This window comes from Brucella grignonensis, from assembly GCF_002252505.1.
GTDB classification, from domain to species: domain Bacteria; phylum Pseudomonadota; class Alphaproteobacteria; order Rhizobiales; family Rhizobiaceae; genus Brucella; species Brucella grignonensis.
Map to the genome: position 1 here is coordinate 601,423 of NZ_NNRL01000163.1, position 17,807 is coordinate 619,229.

Consider the following 17,807-nt stretch of genomic DNA (forward strand, 5'->3'; position numbering starts at 1 on the left):
CGCTAAATCTCCGCTTTATCTCGCTTTGGGGGACTGATCGTAGGTCGAGAAGTCAACGAGGGTGCCGAGCATCTGAAGATAGGCGATCAGCGCGTCCATCTCCGAAACGACCTGCGGGTTACCGTCAAAATCGCCAACCCGTGCCTTCGGATAACGGGCTTGGACGCTGGATGCATCGGCGTTTGGATCGGCCTGCGCCTTCAGATCAGCAAGCGCGTTGTCGACCATTTCCTGCGTGTAAGGAACGCCGACGGCCACATTGGCCTTCAGGTTGGCTGCGATGTTGTTGGCATCGAGCGGGCGATCCTTCAGGAAGGCGTAGCTCGGCATGACCGATTCCGGCACCACGTCACGCGGACGGATGAGGTGCTGCACATGCCATTCGTTGGAGTAACGTCCACCGACGCGCGCAAGGTCTGGACCTGTACGCTTGGAACCCCACTGGAACGAATGATCGTACATGGATTCCGCCGCCAGACTGTAATGTCCATAGCGTTCCACTTCGTCACGGAACGGACGGATCATCTGGCTGTGGCAGAGATAGCAGCCTTCACGCACGTAGATGTCACGGCCCGCCAGTTCCAGCGGTGAATAGGGACGCATCCCTTCCACCTTCTCGATGGTGTTTTCGAGATAGAACAGCGGGGCGATTTCAACGATACCACCGACCGTAACCACAGCGAGCGAGGCGATCAGCAGCAGTGTTGCGTTTCTCTCCAGCTTGGAGTGTTTTTTCAGAATAGACATAAATCACACTCCTTATTCGGCAGGCTGCATTGTGACGCCAGCAGCAGGCCGGGCACCGCCCATTGGGGCTTCTTTGCGCAAGTCGCCGCGAATGGTCTGGTAGACGTTCCATGCCATCACCAGTCCACCTGTGAGGTAAAGCACACCGCCTGCTGTACGGATGACGTAGTAAGGGAACATTGCGAGCACGGTTTCCGCGAAAGAATAGACGAGGAAGCCCTGATCGTCGTATTCGCGCCACATCAGGCCCTGCTGAATGCCGGCAACCCACATGGCGGCGGCATAGAGCACGATGCCGAGTGTTGCGAGCCAGAAATGCCAGTTGACCATGCGGATCGAATAGAGGCGTTCGCGGTTCCACAGCTTTGGTGTGAGGTAATAGACCGCAGCAAAGGTGATCATGCCGTTCCAGCCCAGTGCACCAGCATGGACGTGACCAATGGTCCAGTCTGTGTAGTGGGACAGCGAGTTGACTGCCTTGATCGATAGCATCGGACCTTCGAAGGTTGCCATGCCGTAGAAGGCGATAGCTGCAACCATCAGACGGATGATCGGATCGGTACGAACCTTGTCCCATGCGCCCGAAAGCGTCATCAGACCGTTGATCATGCCACCCCATGAAGGCATCCACAGCATGATCGAGAACACCATGCCAAGCGTCTGCGCCCAATCGGGAACAGCGGTATAATGCAGATGGTGTGGACCAGCCCAGATATAGAGGAAAATGATCGACCAGAAGTGCACGATCGACAGACGGTAGGAGTAAACCGGGCGTTCTGCCTGCTTGGGCACGAAGTAATACATCATCGCAAGGAATGGCACGGTCAGGAAGAACGCGACCGCGTTATGGCCATACCACCACTGCGTTACGGCATCCTGTACGCCTGCGAAGGCCGAATAGCTCTTCACCCCGAGGAAGGAGACCGGAATCGCCAGATTGTTGATGATGTGCAACATGGCGATGGTAATGATGAAGGACAGGTAGAACCAGTTTGCCACATAGATATGCGGCTCCTTGCGTTTCAGGATCGTGCCGAGGAAGACGACCAGATAGGCGACCCAGACGATGGTGAGCCAGATGTCGACATACCATTCCGGTTCTGCATATTCACGGCTCTGCGTGATGCCGAGCAGATAGCCGGTCGCGGCCATCACGATGAAGAGCTGATAGCCCCAGAACACGAACCATGCGAGATCGCCGCCGATGAGGCGGGCGCGGCAGGTGCGCTGCACGACATAGAACGATGACGCGATCAGGATATTTCCGCCAAACGCAAAAACAACCGCTGAGGTGTGCAGCGGACGCAGGCGGCCAAAGTTCAGGTAAGGTTCCAGATTGAGATCCGGAAAGGCGAGCTGGGCTGCGATAACAACGCCGACCAGAAAGCCGACAACGCCCCAGAATACTGTTGCGATGACACCATAGCGGATCGGTCCGTCCATATAAGTGGACTGGTCAACCTTCTTTGGCGTCAGGCCATAATCGGCGTTACGCATCAGCAAAATGGTGAAGATGGCGAGTGTAGCGAACAGAATCCACATATGGGTTCTGAACAACTCATCATGAGAAAATCCGGCCAGAAGCACGGCAAAAAGTGCTCCCAGGCCAGAAAGGACTGTTCCAGCGGCGTAGTTCATCTAATCCCCTCGCAGCGCAAGTCAGAAGCCGTCCAAAAAGACAACTATAACGATATCCCTCTATCGGCATCCTAGAATGCCGTGTCATTGATCTAAATCAAAGAGCGCTAATCGGACATGCGACGAATTGGGAGTTTTGAGGAAGTCAGAGCCTATCCGATACCTTGACCCGATGGATTAAAATATACACTTTGCTGATCTTGTTGCCAACGGGGGGGGCAGGCGGTTCGCCAACGCCGATATCATCGGGTGCAATATCGAGTATTCGTTCCTGTTCGGGAATGTAGAAATGGGCATGGTTATCCCTATCCTTATCGAAATGGGTACATTCACCATGAATACTGATCACTATGTCGCGGCTTGTGTTGGAATAACGAGAAGGGCGCGCAAGCCACCTTCTGCACGGTTATGCAATTGCACTTCACCGCCCATACGTGTTGCTGCCATCTGTACGATCGGAAGGCCAAGACCGCTGCCGTTCTCGCTTCTGTTTGCACCGCGATAGAAGCGCTCGGTCACGTGGACCATTTCCTCTGCCGGTATGCCGGGACCGTCGTCCTCAACAGTAAAGATGAGATGCTCGCCATCCTGTTGGAGGCTGCACCGTACCGAACCGCCTTCTGGCGAGTGGTTGACGGCGTTCTCGATCAGATTGCGCATGGCGAGCGTAAAGAGATGCGGATATTGCATCGTAACGAGCGGCAGGTTTTCAGGTAGCTCGATCTTCACGCCACGATGCGCTGCAAGCATCCGCATATCTGTCGAGATCGAGACGAGCAGCTGGCAAGCGGGTTCGGGCGCGGGTGGCTCCATTTCGTCGCCTGTTTCAAGCGCTGCCAGATCAAGCAACTGGTTGACCAGACGGCTGGTGCGATCCACGCCAGCTGCAATCTGACGAACGGCATTGATGCGCATGGTGTCGTCTTTTGCACTCTCTGCAATCTGTGCCTGCGTCTTGAGACCTGCAAGCGGGGTTTTCAGTTCATGTGCGGCAAAGATTGCGAAATTACGTTCGCGTTCCCGCGCTTCTTCCACCCGATGGAAAAGCCCATTGAGTGCCGAAACCGCTGGGGCAATTTCGGATGGAAGTTTCTCTTCTCGGAGCGGTCGTAAGTCTCTTGCATCCCGTTTGGATAAGATTGCAGCAAGATTGCTCAATGGGTTGAGGCCACGCCGCACGCATAGCCAGATCATACTAGCAAGGATCGGCAGCAGAAGCAGTGCCGGTAGTACGACGCCTGTCACCACGTTTTGCACAAGCCGCTCACGCACTGAAAGGCTATCGCCCACCATGACACGCAGTCCGAGCTTTGTATTTTCAACCGCAAACACCCGCCAGCGGTCGCCAGCGACAACTGTATCTGAAAAGCCATTGGCCACATCGGTCAGGCGTTCGCCCGGAGCGCTTTCAGACCGCCCAACAAGCCTCCCGTCGATTGCCCAGATCTGGCAGAAAAGCTGGCGGTCATAGTGGGGAAAATCATCCATCGGCTTGAGTGAAAGCTGTCCGCCGTCGCCATCGGGATTAACCTCAACGCGCCGCTCAATCAAAAGCGAATTGACCATGCGGGCGGCTTCCATGAGGCGCGCATCCAGCACTTTTTCAAGTCGCGATTGGGTGCTCACATGAATCCAGATAACGGCGAACAGCCAGACAAGACAGGTGATGCCGATCAATATACCGGTCAGGCGACTGCGAATGGAGTTCATGCCTGGGCTCCCGCGAGCCTGTAACCGACACCGCGCACAGTCTCGATAAAGCCTGAACCAAGCTTGGAGCGCAGGTGATGGATATGCACTTCGACTGCGTTGCTTTCGACTTCTTCCTGCCAGCCATAAAGCGCTTCTTCGAGCGATGACTTGGAAACCGTCGCTGTCGGGCGTTCCATCAAAGTACGCAATATCGAAAATTCACGACGTGTCAGGCGAAGCGGCTCGCCCTTGAACTGTACCGACATTTCAGCCGGATCAAGTTCTACGCCTTGCCATTCAAGTGTAGCACTGGCGCGACCTGAGCCGCGCCGTGCGATGGCTCGAACACGCGCCGCAAGTTCATGAAGATCGAAAGGTTTGCCGACATAGTCGTCAGCCCCCGCATCAAGACCTGCAATGCGTTCGGGCACCTGATCGCGTGCGGTCAGCAAGAGGACCGGTGTTTCATCCCGTGCCTGCCGCATTGATTTCAATATGTCCAGACCTGAGCCGTCTGGAAGCATCAGGTCGAGCACGACCGCATTGTAATTCTGGGCAGCAAGGGCTGCTTCTGCATCACCACAGCTTGCAACAGCGTCGACGGTAAAGCCGGCCAATCCCAGACCCACGGAAAGCCCGTCGAGCAGGATTGCATCGTCTTCAACCACCAGAATGCGCATGTGTCTTCCTGTTTTCGCCCGGTTTTGTCTGTAGGCAGCTTTTCGCTTTGTCAGCTTAAGGCTGTCTTAAGGTGACGACAGCATTTGCTTTTTACAACCTAAACTATTTTGCACGAATCAAATTACCCGGAATAACCCGAATGCGCCTTTTCGCGATACTCGCCGCTTTTCTCATGTTTGCTCTTTCACCTGTGCTGGCTGCAAGCCCGCTGCCGGTCGATGATGCTTTTGGTTTAAGTGTAGCGAAGGATGGCGACAACCGGCTCCTGCTGAACTGGCAGATTTCCGACGGCTACTATCTCTATCGCGATCATATCGAAGCAAAAGATGCAAAAGGCGAAGCACTCGTCGTCGATACGCAGCCTGGCATTGCAAAAGATGACCCGAATTTCGGACGCCTCGAAGTCTATTATACCCGCACAAGCGCCAGTGTTCCGGTGGGTAGCGAGCCGATTCAGCTGACCTATCAAGGGTGTCAGGAAGATGGAATCTGCTATCGCCCTGAAACCCGTACCATTGATCCGGTGACGCTCGCAGTCAGCAGTCAGATGGGTAAGGCTTTTTCGCAAGGCTCTCCATTTACGGCCGCGTCAACTCCGAATGACCAAGGCAAAGCTTTCGCACTCGCTCCTGAAAAAGGCATGATTGAAAACCTCCTTGATCAGGGGGGGGCAGCACTGGTGATTGCGGCATTTCTTGCTTTCGGCGTACTGCTGGCTTTCACCCCTTGTGTGTTTCCGATCTATCCGATTGTCGCTGGAACTCTGGCGCGAGAAGGTGAAAAACTCACTGCAAAGCGCGGCTTCGTTCTGTCCAGTACTTACGTCGTCAGCCTGGCGCTAGGCTTTGCAGTCATCGGCGCTATTGCAGGCTGGTCAGGCCAGAACCTGCAAATGGTGCTGCAATCCAAATGGATGGCGCTGGCGCTTGCCGGAATATTCACGTTGCTTGCCCTGTCGATGTTTGGCCTTTTCCAAATACAGCTGCCATCCTCTTGGGTGAGCGCAGTTTCAGCGAGAACCGGGCAGCGTACCGGTTCAAAACGCTCCGCCGCAGTTCTCGGCTTTTCATCGGTGCTGATCGTCGGCCCTTGTGTTACGGCACCTCTGGCTGGCGCACTGCTTTATATCGCACAAACCGCCAATGTTACTCTCGGAGCCAGCGCCTTGTTCGCACTTGGTATTGGCAAGGGTCTGCCGCTGATTGCTTTCGCAACGCTCGGTGCAGGCACACTCCCACGTGCCGGAGCCTGGATGGAAATGTTCAAGCAGGTCTTTGGCTTTGGCTTTCTGGCAACCGCTATTTTTATGGCCGCACCTTTGTTGCCTTCGGGCGTGGATATGGTGCTTTGGGCCTTGCTGCTGTTTGGCGTTGCGAGCTTTGCCTTTCTCAAGATACCGGGGAGCAGTGTTGTCGCCCGCACCATCGGCACGACGGCCTTTGTCTATGGCGTCATTTTGATGCTCGGCGTGGCGTCGGGTGGCCGTGATCCATTGCAACCGCTGGCGGCATTGGTTAATCGTGACGTTAACCATAATTTGGCCGAGCTGCGATTCGCGCCGGTCGATACGGTTTCTGCCCTTCAGGAAAAGCTGGATGCGGCGCACGGCGACAAGCCGACGCTGGTCTATTTCACGGCAGATTGGTGCGTCAGCTGCTCTACTGTGGAGCGGCGCGTCCTGCCGGATGCAGGCGTGAAGAAAGCGCTTGGCGGATATCAGCTTATCAAGGCGGATGTCTCGGACCTTAATGCGGGCAATGCCGATCTCATGGCAAAGCTTAAAGTAGCAGGTCCGCCAACCATGATTTTCTTCAACAATGCCAGCAAAGAGCCTGAAGGGACAAGATTGGTCGGCGATGTATCGTCGGCAACTATTGAACGTTCTGTCGGGCTTCTAAAGGCCGGTCAGAAACAAGGCTTATGAGAGCGCGTCCCGAAAAGTGGAAACCGGTTTTCGGAACAAGACGCGCGTCAAAACGAAAGGTTAGAGCGCCGATCTGATTTTATCAGATCGAAATGCGCTCTAAATTGAACATGGCATGGGGACATTGGGGTTGGGGAAATTGACGACACAGTATCAAAGAGGAAATGCAAGCGTGTCCTTGGCGCGACTGATATTGGTCAGCCTTCTGCCGCTGGCCATTGCAGCTTGCACGACCACATCATCGGACAAACCGATTGCAGTGACCATGCCAGAATCGGCCGTTGTTGCACCACAGCCAGTGGCTGTTGCACCGGTCGCTCAGTCATTGCCGGAACCGGAAGTTCAGACGGCAAAGAGCGAATATGAAGTGATGTATGGTGCGGTTACCGATGGCGGTAATCACATTGCAGCCCTTGATCTGAGCAAAATCGCCGAACGTAATCTGCGTAAGCAGGTCAGCTACAAGACCAGCCATCCGGTCGGAACCATCGTTGTCGATCCCTATGCACGCTACCTTTATCTTGTGCAGCCCGGCGATAAGGCCATGCGCTACTCCGTGGGCGTTGGTCGTGCAGGTATGACTTTTAGTGGTGAAGCAAAGGTTGCCTACAAAGCGCAGTGGCCGCGTTGGACGCCGACGCAGAACATGATCAAGCGCAATCCTGATCACTATGCGAAATATGCCAAGGGGCTGGAAGGTGGCATCCGCAATCCGCTCGGCGCGCGGGCCCTCTATCTCTATCGTGATGGCAAAGATACGCTCTATCGCATCCACGGCACCAATGAGCCATGGTCGGTCGGCAAAGCCGCATCGTCAGGCTGCATCCGTCTTTTCAACCAGGACATTCTCGACCTTCACAAGCGTGTTTCCAGTGGAAGCCGTGTCGTCGTTCTGGATAAATCCCAATCAAGGGCCCAATCTTCTGGAGGAGAAAGCTAATGATCAATCGTCGTCAGATGCTGGCAGCAACTGCAGCCGGTGCCGCAACAATAGCCATTTCTGGCGGCGAGAGCTTCGCTCAGCGTGTGCCGACCGTTGCCGATGTTCTTTATGACAAGGAAATCCCGGTTCTCGGTAATCCCAATGGCGATGTCACTATCGTTGAATATTTCGACTATCAGTGCCCTTATTGCAAAAAGGGCCACGCTGAACTGATGCGCGTTGTCGAAAATGACGGCAAGGTGCGGCTGGTGTTGAAAGACTGGATTATCTTTGGTGACAATTCTGCCTATCCGGCGCGACTGGTGCTGGCAGCAGAGAAATCTGGAAATTACGTCAAGGCGATGGAAGCCATGATGTTGACGCCCGGTCGTCTGACCAAGGACCAGACGGATGCAGCACTTAAGAAAGCTGGTCTTGATCCGAAAAAGCTTGAAGCTGCTTACAAAGCCGATGCTGCTCGGATCAACGGTATACTCGCACGCAACATGGAACAGGGCGAAGCCTTCAATTTTGGCGGCACGCCATCGTTTGTTATCGGCACGAAACTTTATGGTGGCGTGATGAATGAGCAGAGCCTGATCGACGCTATCAAGGAAGCGCGCAAGGCCTAAAAAACGTTTCAAAAATTTGAAAGCAAGCAGCGGAGTGTTGTCGGTCTTGTCTGAGGTTAGATTTCCTTCATAGTAAGAAGGACAACGGACATGAACCTGATGACACTCATGCCAACAAGCAGCAATGACACTGATGAAGGCCGCTGGAGACAAGTGCTGGCGCGCGACAAGGCATCAGATGGCGAATTCGTTTACGCTGTACGCACAACGGGCGTTTATTGCCGCCCGTCATGCCCATCGCGGCGTGGTAAACGCGAAAATGTTCAGTTTTTTATCACTTGCAACGATGCGGAGCACGCTGGCTTTCGCCCTTGCATGCGGTGCAAGCCGCATGTCGATGCAACGCTGGAGACACAAAATACTGCGCGTTATGCGGATATGGTTTCCGCCGCCTGCCGCTTCATCGAAAATGCCGATGAAGTTCCGGCACTCGAAGAGATGGCACGCGTTGCCGGAGCCAGCCCAGCACATTTCCATCGCATCTTTAAAAGCTTTACTGGTCTGACGCCGAAGGCCTATGCCGATGCACATCGTGCAGGAAGAATGCGCGCAGCCCTCAAAGCCAATGACAGTCGCGTAACGGACGCGATCTACGAGGCAGGTTATAATTCCTCCAGCCGTTTCTATGAGGCTTCGGACAAAATCCTCGGCATGAAGCCGAAGGCCTACAAGTCCGGCGGTGAAAACGAAACCATCCGCTTTGCCATCGGACAATCCGCCCTCGGTGCTGTTTTGGTAGCCGAAAGCGGGAAGGGGGTCTGTGCCATTCTGATGGGCGACGATCCACAGGAGCTGATTGCCGATCTGGAAAAGCGCTTTCCGAAAGCGCAGCTTGTGGGAGCGGACCGCGATTTCGAGGATCACATCGCGCAGGTCATCGGCTTTGTCGAAAATCCCGGCATTGGGTTCGATCTGCCGCTTGATTTGAGAGGCACAGCTTTTCAGCAGCGCGTGTGGCAGGCCTTGCGCGAGATTCCGCTTGGCAAAACAGTAAGCTATAGCGAACTTGCCCAAACGATCGGTCTGCCCAAATCAACGCGTGCGGTGGCACAAGCCTGTGGCGCCAACAAGATTGCAGTTGCGGTTCCCTGCCATCGCGTGGTGCGCAATGATGGCGGCCTGTCCGGTTATCGCTGGGGTGTTGAACGCAAGCGTGATTTGCTCGAAAGAGAGCGCCAGTCATGAAGGAGAAGCTGGCCTCTTACGACTGGCAAAAAGTCACCGATGAACTGGACCAGTTCGGCACCGCAACGTTAGGGCAACTCTTCTCTAAAGAGCAATGCAACGAGATTGTCGGTCTTTATGACGCTTCTGATGCGTTTCGCTCGACAATCACGATGGCAAGGCATGGTTTTGGGCGCGGTGAGTACAAATATTTTGCCAATCCGTTGCCTGAGATCATCAGCGCATCCCGCAAGGCGCTATATGCACGGCTAAGTCCCATCGCCACTCGCTGGAGCGAACGTCTGGGAAGTGGAGTGGAATATCCGATAAGCCATGATGAATATCTCGCAATCTGCCATGCGGTAGGGCAGACACGTCCGACACCACTGATCCTGCAATATGTCGAAGGTGACTATAATTGCCTGCATCAGGATCTTTACGGCGATCTCGCTTTCCCGCTTCAGGTGGCAGTCCTGCTGTCTCAGCCGGGCGAGGATTTTACCGGCGGTGAGTTTGTACTAACGGAACAGCGTCCGCGTATGCAGAGCAGGGCCGAGGTCGTGTCCCTGCAACAGGGAGATGCGGTTGTTTTTGCGGTCAATGATCGACCGATGCGTGGCACGCGTGGCGATTATCGCGTCAAGATGCGCCATGGAGTCAGCCGCTTGCGCTCAGGTAAGCGTCATACGCTGGGCATTATATTTCACGATGCACGATAAAGGGTTGCAACGTTTCGGTTGATAGATTTTGATCGCGACACGAGATCAAAGGAGTCGGAAATGAGCGTGACCATCTACGGTATCAAAAACTGTGACACCATGAAGAAGGCACGCACCTGGCTTGAAGATCATGGCATCGAATACGCCTTCCACGACTACAAGAAGGAAGGCCTCGATGCCGCGACACTTGATCGGCTTCTGAAAGACATTGAGTGGGAAAAGCTGCTCAATCGTGCGGGCACAACTTTTCGCAAGCTGCCTGAAGATGAACGTCAGAATATCGATGCTGCGAAGGCGCGCGCGCTGATGCTTGCGCAGCCTTCCATGGTCAAACGCCCAGTACTCGATAAGGACGGAAAGCTAACCGTCGGTTTCAAACCAGATCAATACGAGGCGTTTTTCAAAGCTTGAGCATCTCTAGGTTTGCCTTAGATAGTATGTCTTCACATGACGATAGCGGGCAGGCCAAACCATGCATAAGCGGATAGACAAGGTTTTCCAGCAATGGTCGGTCAGTTGGCGGGATGCGCTGATTGCCTCTGTTGCCGGTGCGGTCGCGTGGCTGGTTTGTCAGTGGATGCTCGGCCAGCCACGGCCTGTCTTTGCAATGGTGACAGCAGTTATCTGCTTGGCACCCAATCTCCCCAACCATGGCAAGCAGGCGGTCGGTGTCATGACCGGCGTCACAACGGGTGTTGTGATAGGGGAATTATCGTTACTTCTACCGGAGACAATTCCGGTTCTGCATATGAGTGTTGTCACCTGTATAGCCATGGTGCTTGCAACGACTTTCGGCTTGGCACCTGCAATCGCCATTCAATCCGGCGTTTCCGCCATTCTGGTTCTGGCTATGGGGCCACAGGTCGCTGGTATGACGCGCCTCATCGATGTGTTGGTGGGCGCAGGCGTCGGGCTTTTGTTCAGCCAGATATTGGTGACACCTGATCCGGTGAGGCTTATCGACAGAGCTGTGCGGGGGCTGGTCGATAATATTCTAAAAGGCCTGAAACAGTCAGCGGTCGCGCTTGAAAAGCAAGACGTTGTTCATGCACAAAGTGCCATAAATCAGTTCACGCAGGCACAACGTGCAGTCAATGCGCTGGGCGATGGGATTGCTTTGGCACGATCCAATGCGCGCTGGTCGCTCCGCGGGCGCCTTGTCGCGCGTGAGGTCAGCGAAATGGCAGGTCGCTATGATCGTCGTGGCATTCGTCTTTATGCATCGGCACTGTTGTTTGGCGAAGCGCTCGGCAATGCATTGCGCAAGAAGGAAGCCCCACCGCCAGAATGGATTGCACAGTCGTTGCAATCGGTAATCTACAATTGCAATCTGGATGAAGGGGAAGTGCCGGAGCGTTTGACAGCTGTGCCGCAGGATATCGATTTCAGTTGGCGCGATACGGCTTTCCGTCTGCAATCGGTGAATGAAACACTGCTGCATTTCCTGCATTCGGCCCAGCCTGACAGTGTGCCGGTGCGCCCGCCAAAGCCATATACCGATAGCCCATCTGTGTGATTTCTGCATTTGATGCCGGTGATGCTGAAGAGCTGAACTGAATTCGAGTGATTGATCCCATCAGAAAAATTCAATTGTATGCCTTCGCGTGAAGCGTATTTTCCCCTCCATGAACAAGATATTCTCCCAGACATACCCGCACCAGATTGCACTCCGTTATGCCTTTGGCGGCTTCCTCGCCATGATCGTGGTAATGGGGATCGGTCGCTTCATTTATACGCCAATCCTGCCAGGCATGATGGCGGATGTGGGTTTCGATGCAGCGGATGCCGGTTTCATCGCATCGGCCAATTATGTCGGTTATCTGCTCGGGGCTGTTGTTGGTGGCTATGGCTGGTCTGCCGGTATTGAGCGCATGAGCGTGCTTGCGGGGCTGATCATCAGTGCGGTGCTTTGTGCGCTCATGGCACTGGTCGATGGCGTGTGGCTGTTCTCAATCATCCGGTTTGCAGCAGGTTTCATCAGTGCCGTCACCATGATTCTCGCAACCGCAATCGTGTTGAGCCATATCACGGCAGCGGAGCGGGCAGGGCTCGGTGCACTGCATTTCGGTGGCGTAGGTGCGGGTATTGCAATTTCCGCAGTAATGGTGGCTGCCATTCGGCTTTCCGGCCTTGGCTGGAAAGCAGACTGGGTGGGCGCGGCTGTTCTGAGCGTAGTCTTGGCCGCTCTTGTGGCCTATCTCGTGAAGGAAGGCCCGGTCGGTGGCGCGAATGGCAAGCGTGAACCGGCTTTGCCAAACAGTTTCGCGTTCAATGCAATTGCACTGGCTTATGGCATTTTTGGCTTTGGTTATGTGATTACGGCGACATTCATCATTGCTATCGTGCGCTCCAATGAGGGCGGGCCACTGATGGAAGCGGCAGTCTGGATCATAACCGGATTGTGTGCTGCACCTTCAATCTGGCTGTGGTCGCCTGCGATCAGAAAATTCGGACTGTTTTCTGCTTTTGCTCTGACTGCCGTATTGGAAGCGATTGGCGTTGCCGCAAGTGTGGTTCTGCCCGCACCTTTTGGCCCTCTGATTGGCGGTGCATTGTTGGGTTTGACTTTCATGGCGCTAACCGCCTTCGGCCTTCAGGCTGCGCGTGTTCTCGCACCCCATTCGCCGAAGCGGGCACTTGGTCGCATGACGGTCTGCTTCAGCATTGGCCAGATTGCAGGGCCATTGGTTGCCGGCTTTATGGCGCAATATTCCGGCTCGTTTACCCTGCCAAGTCTGATTGCCGCTTTTGCATTGCTGGGCACGGCTGCCATAGGTCTTGCGGCTGGCAAGGTCGCCAAGTGACGGGAAGCCTTACAAAAATTTAACTGGTAAAGGATACAGGACAAGCATTTCATACTGTCAACATTGCTTGTGTTGGATCTGTTTCCATGTTCGTATCGTTCTTCCCGCGTCCCAAACTCTTCTTTTCGTCTGCACTTCTCTGGACCATTCTCGCTGTTCTTGGCTGGTATGAAGGCGGCGCGAAACTGGGTGGTATGGTCGGCTTCCCATCTGCTGCGCCCGATGCGGCCCCCATCATTGGCGCGAGCATCTTCTGGTCTGCGCCGTTCCTATGGTTCTATATCTATTTCGCAGTGGTGGCGCTGGCGTTTTACGCTCTTTGGGCTTGCTTCTCCCCGCATCCATGGCAGCGCTGGTCGATCCTTGGTTCGGCTCTCATCCTGTTTACGACCTATTTCAGTGTTCAGGTCAGCGTCGCGATCAATGCCTGGTATGGCCCATTCTACGACATGGTGCAGAAGGGGTTGAGTACGCCGGGTGCTGTATCCGCTGCTGATTTTTACTGGGGCGCACTGGATTTTGCCGGGATTGCCTTTTTGGCCATTACCATCGGCGTCTTGAGCATGTTCTTCGTCAGTCATTATATTTTTCGCTGGCGTACAGCCATGAACGATTATTACATGCTGCATTGGCAGAAATTGCGCCATATCGAAGGTGCGGCGCAACGTGTACAGGAAGACACAATGCGCTTTTCCACCACGCTTGAGCAGCTGGGTGTCAGCCTTGTAAAATCGGTTATGACATTGATTGCCTTTTTGCCGGTATTATTCTCCTTCTCCGAAATAGTCAGCGAACTTCCAATAATTGGTGTGATTCCGCACGCGCTGGTCTGGGCCGCGATTGTCTGGGCTCTATTCGGGACAGGTTTTCTGGCGCTTGTTGGTATAAAGTTACCGGGTCTGGAATTCAACAATCAGCGGGTGGAAGCCGCCTATCGTAAGGAGCTGGTTTATGGCGAGGATCATGCCGATCGCGCAGAACCTGTCACCATGCGCGAGCTTTTCACCAATGTTCGCCACAATTATTTCCGGCTCTATTTCCACTATGTCTATTTCAACGTCGCACGTATTTTCTATCTGCAGGCGGATAATATCTTTCCGCTCCTGATCCTCATTCCCTCTATTGTCGCGGGTAAGCTGACGCTTGGTTTGATGAGCCAGATTTCCAATGTTTTCGAGCAGGTGCGGACCTCGTTCCAATATCTCGTCAACTCATGGACGACGATTATTGAGCTGCTTTCAATCTACAAGCGCTTGCGTGGTTTTGAGGCAGCTATTGATGGACCGTCGGCGCCTGTACTGGATCAGGAAAATCTGGGCCTCATGTCATAAAGCCTGTGCTCTGCTCTGAGCGGCACTGCCGCCCAGACCATCGGAGTGTGCGCCGGTGCCGTTGAGATAATCATTATATGTTGTGCACTTAACGTCCGGCTTGTTGCAAATTTCCGATACCAGGCGTTCCATAGCGCGCCAATAGGCGCCGTCATTCATCAGTACAAAATGAAAGCCGAGCTGTAGCGGGATGCGCTCACCGGCATATTGCTTGTCGAAAGCAGCGCGAAACGCCTTGTAGGTGCGTTCCTCAAACTCCGCTGATTGGGCCGGTAGCTCCTTGCCCTTCGAGTGGCGGACATAGAGATTATAGTCCATGCCGACGATAGCGCGCTGGGATGGCCCTTCAGGAATAAGCGGCAGGCCAAAGGATGCGAACTGGCCATTTATCTGTGGCAGTTCCGGTCCACGTGTGATGGACGATGCCTGATAGCGGAAGCCGTTGGCTTTCAACGCATCCTGCACGGGCTTGGATGCTGCGAGATAAGGCGCGCGGAAGCCGTTGATGCCCTTGCGGGCCAGATCTTGCCAGCCTTCCGGTTCGCCTTCGATGCCATTATTTTTGTAGGCGTCTGCCGTGATACGACGGAATTCCTTGATTTCCTTGTCCCAGTCTGCGGTTGACCAGCTGGTGCCATCAAAATGACCGCAGCCGTGGCTTGCGATCTCGTTGCCTTCCAGATGTGCCTGCCAGATATTGCCAAGACGTGCCGCGACTTCATCATGACTCAGTGCAAAGCCGACATTGGATGCACCCGCACGCTTGCGCGGGGGCTGATAATCACGGCGGTCTTTCTTTTCCATCAGAAAGACGCAGGACAGAAAATAGGTGAAATGGGCATTGTTATTTTTCGCCAGCTCCCGCGAACGCGTCCAAAGTTTGTTGTCATGCGCACCGTCAAACGAGATCAGTACATATTGTGGCTTCGTCGTCTGAGCCACGACGGGACTTGCAGCAAGTGCTGCAGCAATGATGGTGGCGGGAGTGATGAGGCGCATGGGGGAATGAACGCAATCTGGCTGGAAAAATTGCCTGTTAGTCACAAAATATGGCAAAGCTCCGACGCAAATGCACATTGTTTCTTGCTCTAGCGGTCTGATTCCGACATTTGTATCCCTTGATAACCGGTACAGTGCAAATGTCGGAATCAAAAAGACCACCAGCAACTATATGAAACAAGCGGATTTTTCGAGTTTGACATTTGAAGCGGCATTTGCGTCAGTCGGGTCTCAAGCGTCAAATTCAGTCCACTTGCAGCTTATTTCGCTGACAGGTCTTACATATGGCGCGAAATCCGACTAAAAGCGCCGGAATAGATAAATTAATATCAACGAGTTTTAGAGCGCGGCTCCACAAGCGTCGCACTCCACTAAAGATGGCAGGTCCATGGCAGACGACAGTTTCATTCGCGAGGTAAACGAGGAACTCCGTTCGGAACGGGCAAAGCAGGTTTGGAAAAACTTCGGCCCCATCTTGATCGGCAGTGCGGTTGCAGTTGTTATCGGTACGGCCGCCTGGGTTGGCTATCAGCATTGGACTGACAGCAAAGCCTCCGCTTCCGGTGACAAGTTCCTGGCAGCACTCGATCTGGCCTCGTCGGGCAAGAACGATGAAGCTATTGCTGCGCTCGATGATCTGGAAAAGACCGGTTACGGCTCTTATCCGGTTCTGGCGCGTTTGCGTGCAGCCTCCGTTCAGGCAGAAAAGGGTGATGTGACGGCAGCTGTTGCAGCCTTTGACGCTGTTTCTGCCGATAATGCTGTGCCTGCGCCAATGCGGGATGTCGCTCGTCTGCGTGCGGCTTATCTGCTCGTTGATTCTGGTTCTTATGATGATGTCGCAAAGCGCGTTGAAACGCTTTCGGCAGATGGCAATCCAATGCGTTCCGGCGCTCGCGAAGCGCTGGGTCTTGCTGCATGGAAGGCAGAGCGTTTCGACGATGCTGCCAAGCTCTATCAGCAGATTGCCAATGACAATCTGGCGCCGGCGAATATCCGCCAGCGCGCCAACACAATGCTAGATCTCATGCGCGGCGCTGGCATCACTGTGCCAGAAGCCCAAGGCTAATCCGCGCCTATCTTCGGAGTAATACGAACCTATGGGTTTCACTCTCGCCATCGTCGGGCGTCCCAATGTCGGCAAGTCCACACTGTTTAATCGCCTCGTCGGCCGCAAGCTGGCGCTGGTCGATGACTTGCCGGGCGTTACGCGCGACCGGCGCATCCATGATGCAAAGCTCTACGATCTGAAGTTTCAGGTTATCGACACGGCTGGTCTTGAAGAAGCTGCCAATGACAGTCTGGAAGCGCGTATGCGCGCGCAGACTGAGGCTGCCATTCAGGAAGCGGATGCGATCCTGTTCGTGATCGATGCCAAGGCTGGCATCACGCCGACCGATGCAACCTTTGCCGAACTTGTTCGCCGTTCAAACCGTCCGGTTGTTCTGGTGGCAAACAAATCGGAAGCACGCGGTGCGCAGTCGGGTCTTTATGATGCTTTCCAGCTTGGTTTGGGTGAGCCTTGCCCGATCTCTGCTGAGCATGGTCAGGGTATGCCCGACCTGCGCGATGCGATTGTTGAACTCTTAGGCGAAGAACGTGTCTTTGCTGATGAGCGCGCAGAAGAAGCAGCCGATGAAGTCTTCACACCAAAGGCAGTCGGTGAACTGATCGGCGATGATATCGAAGACCCGGATGAAGAAATCATACCGGAATACGATGCAACCAAGCCGTTGCGCATTGCCATTGTTGGACGCCCGAATGCAGGCAAGTCCACCATGATCAATACGATGCTCGGTGAGGACCGTCTCCTGACGGGACCTGAAGCCGGTATCACGCGCGACTCGATTTCTGTTGACTGGGAGTGGCGTGGCCGCAAGATCAAGCTGTTCGATACGGCCGGTCTGCGCCGCAAGTCGCGCGTGCAGGAAAAGCTCGAAAAGCTTTCTGTTGCCGATGGTCTGCGTGCGATTCGCTTTGCTGAGGTTGTAATCATCGTGCTTGATGCAACGATCCCGTTTGAAAAGCAGGATTTGCAGATTGCCGATCTGATCATTCGCGAAGGCCGTGCACCGGTTATCGCGTTCAACAAATGGGATCTGATCGAAGATCGCCAGTTGGTTCTCGAAGATCTCTACGAGAAGACCGCACGGCTTCTGCCACAGGTGCGTGGCCTTCGCGCTGTACCGATTTCCGGCGAGCGTGGCCAGGGGCTGGATAAGCTCATGGAAAACGTCGTCAAGACGCATGAAATCTGGAACCGTCGTATCTCGACAGGTCGCCTGAACCGCTGGCTTGAAGGCGTTATTGCGCATCAGCCGCCACCGGCAGTTTCGGGACGTCGTCTCAAGGTCAAGTACATGACGCAGATCAAAACTCGGCCGCCGGGCTTTGTGGTTTCCTGCTCGCGTCCTGATGCGATGCCGCAATCCTATGTGCGCTATCTTATCAACGGCCTGCGCGAAACCTTCGATATGCCGGGCGTGCCGATAAGGCTTTCATTGCGTACTTCGGACAATCCGTTCGCAGGCCGCGCGAAGAAAAAGAGATAGAG

Annotated in this window: 16 protein-coding genes; 11 read left to right on the forward strand and 5 right to left on the reverse strand. The window is 54.4% G+C overall.

What is annotated here, in order from left to right:
• Positions 1 to 15: 15 nt before the first annotated feature.
• From ccoO to CEV33_RS16680, 4 genes are all read right to left on the reverse strand, one after another.
• Positions 16 to 747, reverse strand: coding sequence for a cytochrome-c oxidase, cbb3-type subunit II (ccoO, locus tag CEV33_RS16665; RefSeq protein WP_094541504.1), 732 nt, complete (start codon positions 745 to 747; stop codon positions 16 to 18).
• A gap of 12 nt (positions 748 to 759) precedes the next feature.
• A complete protein-coding gene (gene ccoN / locus CEV33_RS16670; protein ID WP_094541505.1) occupies positions 760 to 2,385 on the reverse strand; it encodes a cytochrome-c oxidase, cbb3-type subunit I in 1,626 nt (541 codons plus the stop codon).
• Between the two features lie 348 nt (positions 2,386 to 2,733).
• Positions 2,734 to 4,095 carry an ATP-binding protein gene (locus CEV33_RS16675; RefSeq protein ID WP_094541506.1) on the reverse strand — a complete coding sequence of 454 codons (1,362 nt, stop codon included), beginning with the start codon at positions 4,093 to 4,095 and terminating at the stop codon, positions 2,734 to 2,736.
• Positions 4,092 to 4,757, reverse strand: a complete 666-nt coding sequence (locus tag CEV33_RS16680) for a response regulator (RefSeq protein ID WP_094541507.1) — start codon at positions 4,755 to 4,757, stop codon at positions 4,092 to 4,094. Before CEV33_RS16680 ends, CEV33_RS16675 begins: the two co-directional genes overlap by 4 nt.
• A gap of 140 nt (positions 4,758 to 4,897) precedes the next feature.
• On the opposite strand from CEV33_RS16680, the gene dsbD reads away from it, so the two are divergent.
• The 9 genes from dsbD to sbmA all read left to right on the forward strand — a co-directional run bounded on the left by dsbD (position 4,898) and on the right by sbmA (position 14,254).
• Positions 4,898 to 6,682: a protein-disulfide reductase DsbD gene (gene dsbD / locus CEV33_RS16685; RefSeq protein WP_094541508.1), complete on the forward strand. Its 1,785-nt coding sequence runs from the start codon at positions 4,898 to 4,900 to the stop codon at positions 6,680 to 6,682.
• A gap of 115 nt (positions 6,683 to 6,797) precedes the next feature.
• Positions 6,798 to 7,622, forward strand: a complete 825-nt coding sequence (locus CEV33_RS16690; RefSeq protein ID WP_094541509.1) for a L,D-transpeptidase — start codon at positions 6,798 to 6,800, stop codon at positions 7,620 to 7,622.
• Entirely contained in the window at positions 7,622 to 8,236 is a 615-nt protein-coding gene (locus tag CEV33_RS16695) for a DsbA family protein (RefSeq protein ID WP_094541510.1), read from the forward strand. Before CEV33_RS16690 ends, CEV33_RS16695 begins: the two co-directional genes overlap by 1 nt.
• A gap of 99 nt (positions 8,237 to 8,335) precedes the next feature.
• Positions 8,336 to 9,421, forward strand: a complete 1,086-nt coding sequence (gene ada, locus CEV33_RS16700) for a bifunctional DNA-binding transcriptional regulator/O6-methylguanine-DNA methyltransferase Ada (protein ID WP_374816604.1) — start codon at positions 8,336 to 8,338, stop codon at positions 9,419 to 9,421.
• The gene (locus tag CEV33_RS16705) at positions 9,418 to 10,119 is read left to right on the forward strand and encodes a 2OG-Fe(II) oxygenase (protein ID WP_094541512.1); all 702 of its coding nucleotides are present in this window, start codon (positions 9,418 to 9,420) and stop codon (positions 10,117 to 10,119) included. Before ada ends, CEV33_RS16705 begins: the two co-directional genes overlap by 4 nt.
• 60 nt (positions 10,120 to 10,179) lie before the next feature.
• Positions 10,180 to 10,530: an ArsC family reductase gene (locus CEV33_RS16710; protein WP_094541513.1), complete on the forward strand. Its 351-nt coding sequence runs from the start codon at positions 10,180 to 10,182 to the stop codon at positions 10,528 to 10,530.
• A 61-nt stretch (positions 10,531 to 10,591) separates the two neighbouring features.
• Positions 10,592 to 11,635, forward strand: a complete 1,044-nt coding sequence (locus tag CEV33_RS16715) for an FUSC family protein (RefSeq protein ID WP_094541514.1) — start codon at positions 10,592 to 10,594, stop codon at positions 11,633 to 11,635.
• A gap of 109 nt (positions 11,636 to 11,744) precedes the next feature.
• Positions 11,745 to 12,923, forward strand: a complete 1,179-nt coding sequence (locus CEV33_RS16720; RefSeq protein WP_094541515.1) for a YbfB/YjiJ family MFS transporter — start codon at positions 11,745 to 11,747, stop codon at positions 12,921 to 12,923.
• Between the two features lie 86 nt (positions 12,924 to 13,009).
• Entirely contained in the window at positions 13,010 to 14,254 is a 1,245-nt protein-coding gene (gene sbmA / locus CEV33_RS16725) for a peptide antibiotic transporter SbmA (RefSeq protein WP_094541516.1), read from the forward strand.
• On the opposite strand, the gene CEV33_RS16730 is transcribed toward sbmA, so the two are convergent.
• A complete protein-coding gene (locus tag CEV33_RS16730; protein ID WP_094541517.1) occupies positions 14,249 to 15,253 on the reverse strand; it encodes a polysaccharide deacetylase family protein in 1,005 nt (334 codons plus the stop codon). The genes sbmA and CEV33_RS16730 overlap by 6 nt on opposite strands.
• A 388-nt stretch (positions 15,254 to 15,641) precedes the next feature.
• On the opposite strand from CEV33_RS16730, the gene CEV33_RS16735 reads away from it, so the two are divergent.
• On the forward strand, positions 15,642 to 16,322 hold the full coding sequence (locus CEV33_RS16735; RefSeq protein WP_094541518.1) for a tetratricopeptide repeat protein: 681 nt from the start codon (positions 15,642 to 15,644) through the stop codon (positions 16,320 to 16,322).
• Between the two features lie 31 nt (positions 16,323 to 16,353).
• Positions 16,354 to 17,805 (forward strand): ribosome biogenesis GTPase Der, encoded by a 1,452-nt coding sequence (der, locus tag CEV33_RS16740; protein ID WP_094541519.1) that lies wholly within the window; start codon positions 16,354 to 16,356, stop codon positions 17,803 to 17,805.
• Positions 17,806 to 17,807: the final 2 nt, after the last annotated feature.